Source organism: Providencia sp. PROV119, assembly GCF_028482435.1.
In the GTDB taxonomy this organism is placed as follows: domain Bacteria; phylum Pseudomonadota; class Gammaproteobacteria; order Enterobacterales; family Enterobacteriaceae; genus Providencia; species Providencia stuartii.
In genome coordinates this window covers 1-13,188 of sequence record NZ_JAMPQL010000008.1, presented here as the reverse complement: position 1 = coordinate 13,188, position 13,188 = coordinate 1, and the positions used below count along the sequence as shown (strand labels likewise).

Genomic DNA, 13,188 nt, shown 5'->3' with positions numbered 1-13,188 from the left:
GGCCAAAGGTGCTACTTGACCATCGGCAAATTCAGACCTTGCTGTTTTGCACAATGTATTGCGATGTCATAACCCGCATCAGCATGGCGCATCACCCCTGTTGCTGGGTCATTATGTAAAACTCGTGCTAGACGTTTATCCGCGGCATCAGTGCCATCACAGACAATCACGACACCCGCGTGTTGTGAAAAGCCCATTCCGACACCACCACCGTGATGTAAACTCACCCATGTCGCTCCTCCCGCGGTGTTCAATAGCGCATTGAGTAAAGGCCAATCAGAGACTGCATCAGAGCCATCTTTCATCGACTCGGTTTCACGATGTGGGCTTGCTACAGAGCCTGAATCTAAGTGATCACGACCGATCACAATAGGCCCTTTTAACTCGCCATTTTTCACCATTTCATTAAATGCTCGACCCAATCTTTCACGATCTTTTAAGCCAACCCAACAAATACGAGCAGGCAGCCCTTGGAATGCGATGCGTTCACGGGCCATATCCAGCCAGTTATGCAAGTGTTTATCGTCTGGGATCAGCTCTTTTACTTTTTGATCTGTTTTATAGATATCCTCTGGATCACCCGATAATGCCACCCAACGGAATGGGCCAATTCCTTCACAAAATAGAGGGCGAATATAGGCAGGAACGAAGCCAGGGAAATTAAAGGCATTACTCACACCTTCATCTTTCGCCATTTGGCGAATGTTATTACCATAGTCAAAGGCTGCTGAGCCACGTTTTTGCATAGTCAGCATAGCGTCAACCTGTACTGCCATACTCTTCTTCGCAGCTTTAGTCACTTCATCGGCAGCAGTCTGTTGTTTTTCACGCCATTGCGCCAATGTCCAACCTTGAGGTAAGTAGCCATGAACGGGGTCGTGTGCGCTCGTTTGGTCAGTTACTGAGTCTGGGGTAATGTTACGTTTTACCAATTCGCTGTAAACATCGGCAGCATTACCTAATAAGCCAACTGAAACTGGCTTACCGCTCTGTTTCGCTTCCTCAATATAGTGCAGCGCTTCATCTAATGAAGTGGCCTTTTTATCGACATAACGTGTTCTTAAACGAAAATCAATGCGGCTTTCATCACATTCAACAGCAATCATACTGAAGCCGGCCATGGTCGCAGCAAGAGGTTGTGCGCCCCCCATTCCACCGAGTCCTCCCGTTAGGATCCAACGTCCGGCTGGATCACCATTAAAATGTTGCTTAGCTAAAGATACAAAAGTCTCATAGGTCCCTTGTACGATGCCTTGTGAACCAATATAGATCCAAGAGCCAGCCGTCATTTGGCCATACATCATTAGGCCTTTTTTATCTAGCTCATTGAAATGTTCCCAATTCGCCCAATGAGGGACGATATTTGAGTTAGCAATTAATACGCGGGGGGCATCAGGGTGAGTCGGGAAAACACCAACAGGCTTGCCTGATTGCACTAATAACGTTTGATCATCTTCAAGCGTTTTCAATACTTCTAAAATCTTGTCATAACATTCCCAATCACGAGCAGCACGTCCAATTCCGCCATACACCACTAGACTTTGCGGATGCTCAGCAACATCCGGATCTAAGTTATTTTGGATCATGCGATACACGGCTTCTGTCAGCCAGCTTTTGCAAGTTTTTTCGCTGCCACGTGGGGAGCGGATAACGCGTGTAGAGTCAGTACGGTTTAGCATCGGTGTATCCCCTATTTATCCTTTTTATGTAACTTTTTTGTAACAATCAATGATATTTCTCATTAGTCATTATTTTTTCACTGATAGATTTATTGATTTCAAACCTCCTTCAACTTATTGATATTCAATCAGTTGAAGTTATCTCAGCACTAATTTTCTATCATTTTTATCAAATCATTTATCTTGTTACCTTTAAATATATATACATTTAATTCACAAAGTATATACATTTAAATTTGAATTTTTGCACAAAGATTAGATAGCTAGGGAGGTGATGAGCTATACAATGAGTGATAGCTTGCTGTTTATTCGAAGGAAGATGTATAGACAACTAATTTAATATGCAGAAACAAGTAAATAGCTGAAATGCGAGACGCTTCACATAAACTAGTCATGAAAAGCCCACTATGAGCGATAGGATGCTCGATTATTGCAATCTTTCGCATCAAACCTATTGTAAGTTATCGCAAATAAATTTTATTGGTGATAACTTATGAAGATTAAAAATCCATTTTATAGCCTTACTTCTTGGCTCAATAACGATCACACTCATGAATCAAAAATAGCCAAAGTAAAAAATAGTGATCACTCTTTTCCTGTTAAAACTTCAAAAATAAACCAAGCTGAAAATACACATTGGCAACCTAAAATCACGGATGAAGAGTCTGCCATTGATTTTATTAATCAATATTTTCACCTACCAGAGAATATAGCAAATAAACCCGATACAAAGTTAAGTTTAAAGTCATTATCATTAGATAACCAAAAAGTTACTATTGAATTTAACAAAGAGATCTCCTCTTATTTCAATGAGGCAAATCAAGGTAAAACAGATATTCTGATGACACAAAATGAATTGATTGCTGCATTAAACTATCAGATAAGGCGGTGGGGTAAAGGAGATGAAATTATAGAGGATGAAAATTCAAAAATAACAATAAAATCAGAAGATAAGATTTCATGCCTTGAGCAGATATCCCGTGATATAGGTGCAATGAAGATTATTTTCAAATCAGAGAATGGCTCGTCAATTGTATTAGATTCAATAAATGACATTTATTATGCTTTTAAAAAATTACCACCTGAGCACATTAGTCATCTATGTAACATTGCGAACCAAAAGCATATTTTAAACGCTTATATCGATATATATAACACAAATCAAAACCGTGATAAAATCAATATCTCTCAAAGAGAGAATAAAGGAACAGTCCAAATCGAAATAACGGAAAATGGATATTTAATAACATCCCATTGCCGTTATCAACTTGAACAAATTGAGCCTCAACGATTAATTTCCGGGTCTATTATTGAGATAAAGAGAGCAACTTGTTTCAACGTGAATAAAGATCATACGTTAAAATTTGATAATCTAGATAAGCTCACCATAAAGATTGAACTCGAAACCAATCCGACATTAATAAAAATACCTTAAACTATTAAGCCCCTTCAGTATCCAATAGAGGATATGAAGGGGGATTGTTTAGCCGCCTAAGTAGGCATTACGTACTGCTTCATTAGCGAGTAACGCTTTACCACTATCTTCCAATACAATACGCCCATTCTCAAGAACATAGCCGCGATCAGCCAGTTTTAATGCCTGATTGGCATTTTGCTCCACAAGGAAAATAGTCATTCCCGCTTCGCGCAGTTGCAAAATGGTATCAAAGATTTGCATGATAATGATTGGCGCTAGACCTAATGATGGTTCATCAAGTAGCAACAACTCAGGTTGACTCATCAGCGCACGACCAATCGCTAACATTTGCTGCTCACCACCAGACATGGTGCCAGAGCGTTGACTACGGCGCTCATGCAAACGCGGGAACAGCGTATAAACACGCTCTATGCGCTCTTGATATTGTTGGCGATTAGCAAAAAAGCCCCCCATCGCTAAATTCTCTTCGACGGTCATTCGTGAAAAAACGCGGCGACCTTCGGGTACTAATGCAATATCTTCACGCATAATTTTCGCGGTCGGCAACTGAGTAATATCGACATCACGGTAGAGAATTTGCCCTTCTGAGGCTCGCGGGTCACCGCATAATGTGCTCAGTAGCGTCGTTTTACCCGCACCATTAGCACCGATTAATGTGACGATCTCCCCTTTTTGAATATTCAGGCTCACTTGATGTAGTGCTTGAATTTTTCCGTAATGGGCAGAAACTTGTTTAAATTCTAACATCAATAAGCCTCCCCCAAGTAAGCTTTGATCACATCAGGGTGCTGACGAATTTGATCAGGTGTTCCATTCGCCAAAGGCGTGCCTTGGTTCACCACATAAATGCGATCTGAAATTCCCATCACTAGTTTCATATCATGTTCAATCAATAAGATAGATACTTGGTGATGAGAGCGTAACTCAGCAATTAACTCATCAAGGTCATCAGTTTCTTTCGGGTTTAGGCCGGCCGCGGGTTCATCTAACATAAGAATTTCAGGCCGTGTCACCATACAGCGAGCTATCTCTAACCGACGCTGTTGACCATACGCTAAGTTACCAGCTTGACGGTTAGCAAATTGCAATAAATCGACCCTTTCAAGCCACTTTACTGCATTGTCGATCGCTTCTGATTCCGCTCGTCGAAAGGCTGGCGTTTTCAGTAACCCGGAGAAAATACCACTTTTCAAATGTTGATGTTGAGCAACTAACAGATTCTCAATCACGGTCATTTCTTTGAATAAGCGTACATGCTGAAAAGTTCGGATCACCCCAAGCCGAGCGATCGCCTGACCCGATAAGCCTTCCAAATGCTTTTCTCGGTATAGAATTGAGCCGCCAGTTGGCTTATAAAACCCGGTTAAGCAGTTAAAAATTGTCGTTTTTCCTGCACCATTTGGCCCAATCAAGGAAACGATTTCACCTTGATTTAAGCTCAGCTCAACGTTATTTACCGCTAATAGCCCACCAAAACGCATGGTTAGACCGTTGACTTGTAATAGAGGAGTCATACTTTTTCCCCCTCACTGGCGACTTGCTCGCTATTTTTTAGCTTCATTTGGCGACGTTTCATTGGTAATAGCCCTTGTGGACGCCAAATCATCATCAGCACCATCAATGCCCCTAATAGCAACATACTGTAAGCATTCAAATCACGCATCATTTCTCTTGAGACAACCAGTATAATCGCCGCTAATATCACCGATGTTTGTGAGCCCATCCCTCCGAGCACGACAATGGCTAGTACAAAAGCAGACTCAACGAAAGTGAATGATTCAGGGCTGATAAAGCCTTGGCGAGCCGCAAAAAGCGTTCCCGCAAACCCAGCAAAGGCAGCACTGATCGTGAAGGCGGTTAACTTGATCTTTGTCGGTGATAAACCTAAAGAGCGACAGGCGATTTCATCTTCCCGTAATGCTTCCCAAGCCCGTCCTAAAGGCATACGTAATAATCGATTGATCACAAACAGCGTTAATAGCACCAGCAGCAGAGCCACAAAATAGAGGAAAATAATCCTATCGCCTGCGTTGTAATCAAGGCCAAAGAAATTATGGAAAGTATCCCAACCCTCTTTTGCTGTGCGGCTAAACTCTAAACCAAACAACGTTGGCTTAGGCAACTGGCTAATCCCGTTTGGTCCTCCCGTGATTTCTGTGTTATTGAGCAATAAAATACGCACAATCTCACCGAAACCTAAGGTGACAATCGCCAAATAATCGCCTCTTAGCCGCAATACAGGGAACCCCAATAAAAACCCAGCTAAGGCCGCTGTTAACCCAGCAATAGGTAGGCTTTCCCAGAAGCCAAACCCGTAGTAATGGTTTAATAATGCAAAAGTATAAGCACCTATTGCATAAAACCCTGCATACCCCAAAACCAGTAAGCCTGATAGCCCGACAACCACATTTAAACCAAGACCTAACATCACATAAATTAAGGTTAATGTCGCAATATCGACGCTACCTCGAGAAACAACAAAAGGCCAAATAATTGCAGCAATAACAATAACTAATGCAAGGATCTTTTGCCTCGCTGTCGAGCCATCAAAATCAGGTATAGACCACGATTGTTTCGGAACACCTTGCCACACTCTCACCAATGAAGGGCGTATTAGCTGAAAAATAAAGATCACTGCAATCCCTGCAAAAATCCAATTCCAGCGTACCGAATCACCACTTGAAACAACCAGTTTCGTGCCATCAAGTGTCAATTGCAGACCCATCATAAAGACAGAGAGAATAAAGAACATCACAGACGCGACAATGGCATTAATCCAATTTTCTTTTCTCATACTTTCTCGACCTCCGGGCGCCCCAGAATGCCGGTTGGCATGATCAGCAATACACCAATTAATAAACCAAATGACACAACGTCTTTATATTCCGTGCTTAAATAAGCCGATGTCATTGCTTCCGCAACACCGAGAATGATGCCTCCTAGCATAGCGCCAGGAATACTACCAATTCCCCCCAGTACGGCTGCGGTAAAGGCTTTCATTCCAGCCATAAAACCAATATAAGGGTTTATGACCCCATAAAACTGCCCAAGTAGTACTCCCGCTACCGCTGCCATTGTGGCACCAATCACGAAAGTTAATGAAATCACTCGGTCTGTGTTAATGCCTAATAAACTTGCCATTTTTAAATCTTCAGCACAGGCACGACACGCCCTTCCCATACGGGAATAGCGGATAAATAGGGTCAATGCCAACATAGCAAGTAAGGTAACCACCCAAATGGTCAGCTGCATTTTTGTAATGCTCGCTTCAAAGCCATCGCTTTCGCCTAATACCCACTGACCTGTGATCAAACTCGGTAATGCCAGATCACGTGATCCCTGTGACAAGCTGACATAGTTTTGTAGGAAAATTGACATTCCAATTGCAGAGATAAGTGCAATCAACCTTTTTGAATGGCGAACAGGCCGGTATGCGACGCGTTCAATACTCCAACCATAGGAGCTTGAAACAACAATCGCAGCCACGAATGCCGCAGCAATAAGGATCCAACCAACATCAATACCTAGCATCATTAGCCCAGCGATGACAATGAAGGAGACATAGCTACCAATCATGTAAACTTCACCATGAGCAAAGTTGATCATACCAATAATGCCATAAACCATTGTGTAGCCAATCGCTATCAATGCATAGGTACTGCCCAAGGTTAAGCCATTGAGGAGTTGTTGGATAAAATAAAGAATTTGATCTGACATAGGACTATCCTTTAATACTACCATCCCTAAACAGGGCAGAAGCCGGAAGTTGGTAAGCCAACTCCCGGTTCAGCGCCTGAATAGTGAAATTACTTCACTGCAGTGGATGTACCATCCGCATGCCATTCAAATACGCCAAATTCAAAACCTTTCAGGTCTCCATTAGGCTGCCAAGTCAATGACCCCATCACTGTGTCGACTGGATTTGCTTTTAGATCCTTAACCAAATCTTCTGGCTCTCGGCTCCCTGTACGCTCCATTGCTGTCGTCAAGCCTTGAATTGCCGCATACGTAGTCCAAACGAACGGACCGGTTGGATCTTCTTTTTTCGCTTTAATCGCATCCACAATAGGTTTGTTAGTTGGGACTTGGTCATAGCGTTTAGGCAATGTTACTAACATCCCCTCTGAAGCTTCCCCAGCAATATTTGAAAGTGATGAGTTACCTACTCCTTCTGGGCCCATAAAGCGAATATTCAAACCCGATTGCTTCGCTTGACGTAAAATTTGCCCCATTTCTGGGTAGTAGCCACCAAAATAGACAAAATCCACATTCTCTTTTTTCAGTTTGGCTACCAGTGCAGAAAAGTCCTTATCGCCCGCGGTGATCCCTTCAAACATCACTTCTTTAACACCCGCTTTGTTTAGATTTTCACGGACAGAGCGCGCCAAACCTTCACCGTACTGCTGTTTGTCATGAACAACAGCGATACGTTTTGGTTTGATCTCATCGACAATATATTTCGCTGCGGTAGGGCCTTGGTCTGAATCTAGACCTGTTGTACGCATGATCATTTGATAACCACGCGTGGTTAGATCAGCATTGGTTGCAGCCGGCGTGATCATGATAATCCCTTCATCCTCATAAATATCGGATGCAGGTTGTGTTGAAGAAGAGCAGAGATGACCAATAACATAACGAATCCCATCATTGATCACTTTGTTAGCAACAGCGACAGCTTGTTTTGGGTCACAAGCATCATCATATTCAACTGCAACTAAAGTATCGCCGTTGATCCCACCTTTTGCATTAATATCAGCGACTGCTTGGCGAGCACCAGTGAACTCCATGTCGCCATATTGGGCAACAGGGCCAGACATAGCACCAACAACTGCGATCTTCACCTCTTTAGCCCATATCGGCTGGCTAAACACCATCGCAATCGATCCTGCCAGTAACATTTTATTCATTTTTTTCATTCTGTCGTCCCCATCTTCTGTGGTTCTGCATGTTTGTGTTTGATTTATAGTCAATTATTATGATTGGCATTATCGAATGCCTAATATTTAAAAACATAGCCAATAAGGCTATATATTTCATGACATTAAACAAGATAAATATGCTAAATAGCAAATGTATATGGCAGGTAATTACATAATCAGCAGAATAAAAATCTAATGTTATTACGTGGGTTTTTGGTAAATGCCAGTGTTATATTCTAGTTAAATTTAAATTAATCCGAGCTAAACTCGGAAGATCAACCAAGACAAAATCTTCATCTCTAAAATCAAAAAATCGGTTACAGATCACTCTGTCGATGAGTATGAATGAAAAATAAGCAAAGGGCATACTCTAAATAATGCGAGTTGCAGCTTGGTAGCCATTAAGCATATCCTTAATGACAAACATGGCTATGTGATTACATACAGCAGCAATAATCAATGAGTTACAGCTTGGTGTCTCACTAATATAGATAGAAAGATTATGAAATTAACAATCATTCCTTTGGTCAATCCTACTGAGCAACAATATCTTGACCTGTACAAAATCTGGCCTGACCAGAAGCCAGACCAACTTGCTCATCAATGCCAATCAGAGCAAAAAATCTATGCGGCACGCTTTAATGATCGCCTATTAGCCGCAGCCAAAATTCATCGAGAACAACACAAAGGTACTATCTACGATTTTTTAGTGCGCGAGGTCACTCGTCGCCGTGGCGTAGGGCTCTATTTACTCGACGAAATATGCCGACAAGAGCCTCAAATAACCCATTGGTATTTCAGCTTAGAGGGGGTTTTAGATGCGGATAAAATCGTGATGGAGCAATTTTTATTAGCTTGTCGCTTCACACCAACACAAGAAAGTCATCGATGGGAAAAACGAGTTTAATACTATGAAATTAAAGCGGATTCACCATGTTGCCATCATTGCCTCCAATTATGCTGCCAGTAAACATTTTTACTGCAAAATTCTTGGATTAACCTTATTAGAAGAGCATTATCGAGCAGAGTCTGATTCATGGAAAGCAGATTTAGCGCTCGGCAACCAATACCAAATTGAATTATTTAGTTTTCCTACGCCACCAGCTAGACCAAGTTACCCTGAAGCTTGTGGTTTGAGGCATTTGGCGTTTAGTGTGGACGATCTTGACGGATGGATTGAATATTTAAAGCAGCATAATGTTGATTGTGAATCACCACGAATCGATCCCTACACACAAAAAAGGTTTACTTTTTTTGCCGATCCGGATGGACTCCCCTTAGAATTATACAGTGAATGATACTGCGTATTCTGCATTTATTGCCCCGCGCGTGGCGGCGACAATAAATGCAGTAACAGTGAATCAGGAAGGAAATCGATTTTAATAACTCTCTTCTTCGCCTTCTTCCATTGCGGCACGCAATTTTTTCATGGCATTTTTTTCGAGCTGACGGACTCGTTCGGCAGAAACGCCATATTTATCGGCTAATTCCTGTAATGTTGTCTTATTATCATCATCTAGCCAACGAGCACGAATAATATCTTGGCTACGCTCATCTAATGAATCTAATGCGTCGGCTAACCGATCTGTTGCGTGACTTTCCCAATTGTCCTCTTCGATAGAGCCTGCAAAATCAGATGATTTATCTTGTAAGAACAGTACGGGTGCAATAGGTTGCCCTAAATCACCGCTATCATCATCATCAGACATATCAAAAGCCATATCTTGAGCCGCCATGCGTGATTCCATTTCACGTACATCCTTGGTACTCACGCCCAGCTCTTTAGCCACCATATCAACTTCATCTTGATTAAACCAACCGAGACGCTTTTTATTTTTTCTCAAGTTAAAAAATAACTTACGCTGCGATTTTGTTGTCGCGATCTTAACGATACGCCAATTGCGCAACACGTATTCATGAATTTCAGCTTTGATCCAATGGACCGCAAAGGAAACTAGGCGAACACCAATTTCAGGGTTAAACCGACGCACTGCTTTCATCAGGCCGATATTCCCTTCCTGAATTAAATCTGCTTGCGGTAAACCGTAACCTGCGTAGCTACGAGCAACATGTATCACAAAACGTAAGTGCGATAAGATCAGTTGCTTTGCCGCATCCAGATCACCATGGTAATGCAGCCGTTCAGCAAGTTCCTTTTCTTCCTCAGCGGTGAGCATAGGATAAGCATTGGCAGCCCGCATATAAGCTTCAATACTTCCCTGCGGAACAAGTGCTAATGATTGCATGTCTTTGGTCATTCAGATCCTCTTTGAAAAATAAAGAAAAGAGATTAATTTGATGCGATATATAAGATTAGAAAACCGTAGTTTACCAGTTTTACTGAGTTAAATAAATTCTACTTGTGCGATAGCGACAGGTTAATATCAGACAAATCAAGACTTCAAAAGTTCCCAAGCTGTGCCATTTTTATCGGCATAGCGATAAACTATGCCGATAAAAAGGATTATTCAGGCGTAAAATGACGTAAGTGCTGGACTGTCGCTAGCCAAGCTGCCACCCAACCAATCATGGCTGACATAAGGATCACTAATAAAGATTCCTCCCATAGCAAGCCTTCTATATGAAATTGCGTACCAAAAACACTCGCAACTTGTGCTACAACATCGGATAACTTCCACACCAGTAGCGCTGACATAATCAGCGATACTACCGCGCCCAGTGCCCCCATTAACAAGCCACCGTGTAAAAATGGCCGCATAATAAAGCCATCTGTCGCACCGATGAGCTTCATCACATTGATGGTGTCTCGACGCGCAAAAATATTCAAACGCACACTATTACCAATAACAAGGAATAGTGAAATGATCATTAGAATACCAATCACCGAAGCGACTTGCCCGACAAGTTGTGTTAATGCCGCCAGCCGAGAGAACCAGCTATCGTCCATACGAACTTCTTCAATGCCATTAACTTGGCTTACTCGATCACGCAGTGTTGTTAACACTTCAGAACTTTGAAAATCCAATTTTGGCGTAATAATTGCCACAGCAGGTAATGGGTTTTCCTCTAGCATGTCTAAGGCGGTACTAAAACCAGACCAACTACGGAACTCACTCATCGCTTGGTCGCGAGATAAGTAGTTTACGTGCTCTACCCCATCAAGCGCTTGCAACTGAGTTACCACATTTTGCCCACCTTGTTCATCCAGTGATTTATCAAGGTAAACAGTTAATTGTGGTGTTGGATACCATTGAGCAGCTGCTTGAGCCACATTTTTCCAGACAATATAACAAAGGCTTGGTAAGGTCAGAGAAATCGCAATGACCATCACCGTTAAAAAGGTTGCTAACGGCTGTCTTAACATATCCGCCAATGTATTCAACCAAGCATAGCGCCATTGTTCACGCCACCCACCTTTCAATGCCTTACTTTTTGATTGCATAGGGCGTTCAGACTTAGATTTGCGAACGTGTTTAGCCATGTTGACCTCCGATCATTCTCCCTTCACTCAGAGTCAGTACACGGTAATTACGCCTCTCAATCAAAGCAACATCATGGGTTGCCATGAGAACCGTTACTCCAACACGGTTGAATTCTTCAAATAACCGCATGATCCCCTCTGATAGTTCACCATCAAGGTTCCCCGTTGGCTCATCCGCAAGTAACATGGTTGGTTTGTTTACGACAGCACGCGCAATCCCAACTCGCTGCTGCTCACCACCCGACAACTGAATTGGAAAATTTTTCGCTTTATCAAGTAGACCCACTTTGTCCAATGCTGCTGAAACTCGTCTGCGAATATCTTCGGAACTTGCGCCCGAAATGATCAATGGCATTGCAACATTGTCGTACACCGTTCTATCAAATAACAGATGATGATCTTGAAAAATCATCCCAATTTGCCGACGCAAAAAAGGGATCTCCCGATTTTTCAAACGACTAATATCATGGCCATTAAACAATATATGCCCAGCACTCGGGCGCTCAATACCACAAATAAGCTTCAGTAGCGTACTTTTACCAGCTCCTGAGTGACCAGTAAGAAAAGCCATTTCCCCTGGTTGTAGATGAAAATCTACCCCTTGGAGAGCCTGCCGGCCACCTCGATAAGCTTTACTGACGTGTTCAAAGCGAATCATCGAAAATTATTCCTCTCGGGCAAATAGAGCCTCGATAAAGTCATCGGCTTTAAATGGACGTAAGTCTTCAATACCCTCACCAATCCCGATATAACGAATAGGAATACCGAATTGATCAGCAATGGAGAAGATCACACCACCTTTTGCTGTGCCATCGAGTTTAGTCAATGTGATACCTGTCAGACCTACAGCATCATTAAAAAGTTTTGCCTGACTGACAGCATTTTGTCCAGTACTTGCATCTAGTGTTAGCATAATTTCATGTGGCGCTTCTTCATCCAGTTTTTTCATCACTCGGACAATTTTTTTCAATTCTTCCATCAGATGTGCTTTGTTTTGTAAACGCCCAGCAGTATCTGCAATCAGAACATCCACGCCTTTAGCTTTAGCTGATTGGATTGCATCAAAAATGACTGATGCAGGATCGGCGCCAGTATGTTGCGCAACAACAGGGATACGGTTACGTTCCCCCCAAACTTGTAATTGCTCAACAGCCGCCGCGCGGAAAGTATCCCCTGCCGCTAACATGACGGTTTTACCTTCAGATTGATATTGGCGAGCTAATTTACCAATCGTGGTCGTTTTACCAACACCATTGACCCCAACCATAAGAATAACATAGGGTTTCTTGTCTTCAATGACTAGCGGTTTATCCACTCCCGCTAAAATATCAGACATTTCTTCACGCAATTTACTGTATAGCGCCTCTGCATCTTTTAGCTCTTTACGGCTTGCGTGAGCGGTCAGGTTATCAATAATTTTACGTGTTGTATCAACACCCACATCGGCAATCAATAATTGTTCTTCTAATTCATCAAAAAGATCATCATCAATTTTCTTGCCAGTAAATAACCCAAGAAAACCTGAGCCTAAATTTTGACGTGTTTTCAGTAGCCCTTTCTTTAATCGAGCAAAAAAACCTTCCTTTTTAGGTTTTTCTTGCTCTGTTTGTTTCGGCTCTTCTTGCTCACTCAGAACCTCATCGCGTAACGCGACGATATCTTGAGCTTCCAGCTTAGCTTGTTCTTCTGCTTGGCGCTGACGTTCTGCTT

At 42.3% G+C, this 13,188-nt stretch carries 13 protein-coding genes; 3 read left to right on the top strand and 10 right to left on the bottom strand.

Going from position 1 to position 13,188, the window contains the following annotated elements; genetic code table 11:
- Positions 1-11 precede the first annotated feature (11 nt).
- Complete coding sequence (gene hutU, locus PSF11_RS09360; protein WP_060560742.1) at positions 12-1,679, bottom strand: urocanate hydratase; 1,668 nt, start codon at positions 1,677-1,679, stop codon at positions 12-14.
- 493 nt (positions 1,680-2,172) lie between these two features.
- Between hutU and PSF11_RS09355 the strand changes: the two genes are divergently transcribed.
- Positions 2,173-3,114, top strand: a complete 942-nt coding sequence (locus PSF11_RS09355) for a hypothetical protein (RefSeq protein WP_072502755.1) — start codon at positions 2,173-2,175, stop codon at positions 3,112-3,114.
- 48 nt (positions 3,115-3,162) lie between these two features.
- Here PSF11_RS09355 and livF read toward each other — a convergent pair whose 3' ends face one another.
- The 5 genes from livF to PSF11_RS09330 all read right to left on the bottom strand — a co-directional run bounded on the left by livF (position 3,163) and on the right by PSF11_RS09330 (position 8,033).
- Positions 3,163-3,864, bottom strand: coding sequence for a high-affinity branched-chain amino acid ABC transporter ATP-binding protein LivF (gene livF / locus PSF11_RS09350; RefSeq protein WP_060560744.1), 702 nt, complete (start codon positions 3,862-3,864; stop codon positions 3,163-3,165).
- On the bottom strand, positions 3,864-4,631 hold the full coding sequence (livG, locus tag PSF11_RS09345; protein ID WP_004925696.1) for a high-affinity branched-chain amino acid ABC transporter ATP-binding protein LivG: 768 nt from the start codon (positions 4,629-4,631) through the stop codon (positions 3,864-3,866). The genes livF and livG overlap by 1 nt, the downstream gene beginning before the upstream one ends.
- The gene (locus PSF11_RS09340) at positions 4,628-5,911 is read right to left on the bottom strand and encodes a high-affinity branched-chain amino acid ABC transporter permease LivM (RefSeq protein WP_004925698.1); all 1,284 of its coding nucleotides are present in this window, start codon (positions 5,909-5,911) and stop codon (positions 4,628-4,630) included. The genes livG and PSF11_RS09340 overlap by 4 nt, the downstream gene beginning before the upstream one ends.
- Positions 5,908-6,834 (bottom strand): high-affinity branched-chain amino acid ABC transporter permease LivH, encoded by a 927-nt coding sequence (livH, locus tag PSF11_RS09335; protein ID WP_014657532.1) that lies wholly within the window; start codon positions 6,832-6,834, stop codon positions 5,908-5,910. The genes PSF11_RS09340 and livH overlap by 4 nt, the downstream gene beginning before the upstream one ends.
- An 89-nt stretch (positions 6,835-6,923) precedes the next feature.
- Positions 6,924-8,033 carry a branched-chain amino acid ABC transporter substrate-binding protein gene (locus PSF11_RS09330; protein ID WP_004925706.1) on the bottom strand — a complete coding sequence of 370 codons (1,110 nt, stop codon included), beginning with the start codon at positions 8,031-8,033 and terminating at the stop codon, positions 6,924-6,926.
- A gap of 505 nt (positions 8,034-8,538) precedes the next feature.
- On the opposite strand from PSF11_RS09330, the gene panM reads away from it, so the two are divergent.
- Together panM and PSF11_RS09320 are read left to right on the top strand one after the other, a co-directional pair.
- The gene (gene panM, locus PSF11_RS09325) at positions 8,539-8,943 is read left to right on the top strand and encodes an aspartate 1-decarboxylase autocleavage activator PanM (protein WP_014657531.1); all 405 of its coding nucleotides are present in this window, start codon (positions 8,539-8,541) and stop codon (positions 8,941-8,943) included.
- Between the two features lie 4 nt (positions 8,944-8,947).
- Positions 8,948-9,334, top strand: a complete 387-nt coding sequence (locus tag PSF11_RS09320) for a VOC family protein (protein WP_036943022.1) — start codon at positions 8,948-8,950, stop codon at positions 9,332-9,334.
- Between the two features lie 81 nt (positions 9,335-9,415).
- Here PSF11_RS09320 and rpoH read toward each other — a convergent pair whose 3' ends face one another.
- From rpoH to ftsY, 4 genes are all read right to left on the bottom strand, one after another.
- Entirely contained in the window at positions 9,416-10,294 is an 879-nt protein-coding gene (gene rpoH / locus PSF11_RS09315) for an RNA polymerase sigma factor RpoH (protein ID WP_004925718.1), read from the bottom strand.
- Between the two features lie 206 nt (positions 10,295-10,500).
- Entirely contained in the window at positions 10,501-11,478 is a 978-nt protein-coding gene (ftsX, locus tag PSF11_RS09310) for a permease-like cell division protein FtsX (protein ID WP_004925722.1), read from the bottom strand.
- Positions 11,471-12,136: a cell division ATP-binding protein FtsE gene (gene ftsE / locus PSF11_RS09305; RefSeq protein ID WP_004925727.1), complete on the bottom strand. Its 666-nt coding sequence runs from the start codon at positions 12,134-12,136 to the stop codon at positions 11,471-11,473. Before ftsE ends, ftsX begins: the two co-directional genes overlap by 8 nt.
- Before the next feature lie 6 nt (positions 12,137-12,142).
- Positions 12,143-13,188 (bottom strand): signal recognition particle-docking protein FtsY (gene ftsY / locus PSF11_RS09300; RefSeq protein WP_272682756.1); only part of this gene is annotated, 1,046 nt, incomplete at its 5' end.

Bases quoted from the DNA above. Each gene is read 5' to 3' on its own strand.
- hutU (WP_060560742.1), bottom strand. From the start codon at position 1,679: ATGCTAAACCGTACTGACTCTACACGCGTTATCCGCTCCCCACGTGGC.
- PSF11_RS09355 (WP_072502755.1), top strand. From the start codon at position 2,173: ATGAAGATTAAAAATCCATTTTATAGCCTTACTTCTTGGCTCAATAAC.
- livF (WP_060560744.1), bottom strand. From the start codon at position 3,864: ATGTTAGAATTTAAACAAGTTTCTGCCCATTACGGAAAAATTCAAGCA.
- livG (WP_004925696.1), bottom strand. From the start codon at position 4,631: ATGACTCCTCTATTACAAGTCAACGGTCTAACCATGCGTTTTGGTGGG.
- PSF11_RS09340 (WP_004925698.1), bottom strand. From the start codon at position 5,911: ATGAGAAAAGAAAATTGGATTAATGCCATTGTCGCGTCTGTGATGTTC.
- livH (WP_014657532.1), bottom strand. From the start codon at position 6,834: ATGTCAGATCAAATTCTTTATTTTATCCAACAACTCCTCAATGGCTTA.
- PSF11_RS09330 (WP_004925706.1), bottom strand. From the start codon at position 8,033: ATGAAAAAAATGAATAAAATGTTACTGGCAGGATCGATTGCGATGGTG.
- panM (WP_014657531.1), top strand. From the start codon at position 8,539: ATGAAATTAACAATCATTCCTTTGGTCAATCCTACTGAGCAACAATAT.
- PSF11_RS09320 (WP_036943022.1), top strand. From the start codon at position 8,948: ATGAAATTAAAGCGGATTCACCATGTTGCCATCATTGCCTCCAATTAT.
- rpoH (WP_004925718.1), bottom strand. From the start codon at position 10,294: ATGACCAAAGACATGCAATCATTAGCACTTGTTCCGCAGGGAAGTATT.
- ftsX (WP_004925722.1), bottom strand. From the start codon at position 11,478: ATGGCTAAACACGTTCGCAAATCTAAGTCTGAACGCCCTATGCAATCA.
- ftsE (WP_004925727.1), bottom strand. From the start codon at position 12,136: ATGATTCGCTTTGAACACGTCAGTAAAGCTTATCGAGGTGGCCGGCAG.